This window comes from Streptomyces sp. NPDC025618 (genome assembly GCF_055558795.1).
Genome location: NZ_JBVHLW010000094.1, coordinates 1 through 2,484, shown reverse-complemented (window position 1 = coordinate 2,484; position 2,484 = coordinate 1). Strand labels below are relative to the sequence as shown.

2 protein-coding genes are annotated in these 2,484 nt (G+C 68.5%); one reads left to right on the top strand and one right to left on the bottom strand.

Translation table 11 applies throughout. The annotated features are described in order from the left end of the window. Positions 1 to 306: 306 nt before the first annotated feature. Entirely contained in the window at positions 307 to 1,116 is an 810-nt protein-coding gene (gene proC / locus ACZ4A5_RS31580; RefSeq protein ID WP_398875383.1) for a pyrroline-5-carboxylate reductase, read from the top strand. Positions 1,117 to 1,183: 67 nt separating this feature from the next. Here the strand turns inward: proC and trpS are convergent, their stop codons facing one another. Beyond that, positions 1,184 to 2,182 (bottom strand): tryptophan--tRNA ligase, encoded by a 999-nt coding sequence (gene trpS / locus ACZ4A5_RS31575; RefSeq protein ID WP_467591819.1) that lies wholly within the window; start codon positions 2,180 to 2,182, stop codon positions 1,184 to 1,186. Positions 2,183 to 2,484 lie beyond the last annotated feature (302 nt).

Genomic DNA, 2,484 nt, shown 5'->3' with positions numbered 1-2,484 from the left:
GGACCGTGTGGGAGAGTAGGACGCCGCCGAACAAATTTTGATGAAATGCCCTGGTGGGAACTCCGGTTCCTGCCAGGGCATTTCTGCGTTCCCGGACCTTTTTATTGGTGCGCTGCGACCGACGGCGCCGACTTCTGCTTGAGGGAGTTCGAGCCCCAGCTCGACCGGGACTCAAGGGGAGATGACGGCGATCGTGAGCCCTCGTTGTCCTCTGGTTTTCCCACGCCGCCGCGTGGAGCGCGCGCCGGGTGCGAAGATGGCTCGGGACGCCCCTGAACTCCAGCGCAGAAGAGGTGAGCGAGCCCCGTGGCCCAGAAAGTCGCTGTTCTCGGCACAGGAAAGATCGGCGAGGCACTGCTCAGCGGGATGATCCGCGCAGGCTGGTCGACCGACGACCTGCTGGTCACCGCCCGTCGCCCGGAGCGGGCCGAGGCACTCCGCGCCCGCTACGGCGTCGACACCGTCACCAACGTCGAGGCCGCCAAGGCCGCCGACACCCTGATCCTCGCTGTAAAGCCGCAGGACATGGCGACGCTCCTCGAGGAGCTCGCCCCCCACCTGCCCGCCGACCGGCTCGTGATCAGCGCCGCGGCCGGCGTCCCCACAGCCTTCTTCGAGGAGAAGCTGCCGGAGGGCGTCCCCGTCGTGCGCGTCATGCCCAACACCCCTGTCCTCGTGGACGAGGGCATGTCCGTGATCTCCGCGGGCACCCATGCCACGGAGGACCACCTCCTCCGCACCGAGGCGATCTTCAAGCCCGTCGGCAAGACGCTCCGGGTCCCGGAGTCCCAGCAGGACGCGGCGACCGCCCTCTCCGGCTCCGGTCCCGCGTATTTCTACTTCCTCGTCGAGGCGATGACCGACGCCGGCATCCTCCTCGGCCTCCCGCGGGACAAGGCCCACGATCTCATCGTCCAGGCGGCCATCGGCGCGGCCGTCATGCTGCGTGACAGCGGCGAGCACCCGGTCAAGCTCCGCGAGGCGGTCACCTCGCCGGCGGGCACGACGATCAGCGCGATCCGCGAGCTGGAGCGCCACGGGGTGCGGGCCGCCCTGATCGCCGCACTCGAAGCGGCTCGCGACCGCAGCCGGGAACTGGCCTCCGGACAGGCCTGACAGCGGCGACAGTTCGTACGGAACGGCCTCGGATTCCCTTCGGTCTCCGAGGCCGTTCTTCGTGCTTTCAGGCGGGCGGCATCAGACCGATCGCCGCGTAGGCCGCGTCGACGGTCGGCCGGGCCACCTTTCTGGCCCGCTCGGCCCCGGTGCGCAGGACCGCGTCCACATATCCCGGGTCGGCGCACAATTCCGCGTGCCTTTCCCGCACCGGCCGCAGCAGTTCGAGCACGGCATCGGCGGTGTCCCGCTTCAGAGCGCCGTACGAGTCGTACCCCTCGGCCAGCTCGGCGGGCTTTCCGCCGACGCAGGACGCGAGGATCTCCAGCAGATTCGCGACTCCGGGCTGTTCTTCCCGGTCGTATACGACGGAGCTGCCGCTGTCGGTCACCGCGCGCATGATCTTCTTGCGTACGACGTCCGCCTCGTCGAGGAGATAGACGATCCCGCTCGTCTCCGCGTGGGACTTGCCCATCTTCGAAGTGGGGTCCTGGAGGTCCATGACCCTGGCGGCCACGCTCGGGAGTACGGCCTTCGGCACGGTGAACGTGCGGCCGTACCGCTGATTGAAGCGCACCGCCAGGTCGCGCGTGAGCTCCACGTGCTGGGCCTGGTCGTCGCCCACGGGCACCTCGTCCGCCGAATAGGCGAGGATGTCGGCCGCCATGAGCACGGGATACGTCAGCAGGGACAGCCGTACGCTGCCGCCGGTCGCCCGTTCGCGCGCGGATTTCTCCTTGTACTGGATCATCCGGCGCATCTCGCCGTCGGACGCCGTGCACTCGAGCAGATAGGAGAGCCGGGTGTGCTCGTCCACATGACTCTGCACGAACATCGTGCAGCGGGACGGCTCCAGCCCCGCGGCGAGCAGCAGCGTCGCCGCTTGCCGGCTGAGCCTGCGGACCCGGGCGGGGTCGTGGTCGACGGTCAGGGCGTGCAGGTCGACGACGCAGAAGAGCGCGTCGGCCTTGTGCTGGTCCGTCTCGACCCACTGGCGTACGGCTCCGAGATAGTTGCCCAGCGTCAGATGGCCGGTGGGCTTGATACCGCTGAAGATCCGGGTCATGGGGTCTTGCCTCCCTTGGAGAGGGACCACCACCACGGACAGCAAAAAGGCCGCCGAGGCGGCGGCCGTGGATGCATGCGCAGAAGACGGGCCGCCGGTCAGGCGGCCCACCACTGCTGAGTGCTGCGGCACGCATGCTGAGTCATGCGCCGACCGTACCCCTGTGAAACCCCCTTGCGCCACGGGTTTGATGCGTCCTACGGGCTCGTGTAGAGTTCTTCGAGTTGCCACGGCGTCCGCGAGGACGGCGAGGCGGCCACTCACGCCGCACCGGCGGCAATCTCTACTGCATGTTCCCTGAA

Coding starts and splice junctions, on each gene's coding strand:
- trpS (WP_467591819.1), bottom strand. CDS start 2,182: ATGACCCGGATCTTCAGCGGTATCAAGCCCACCGGCCATCTGACGCTG.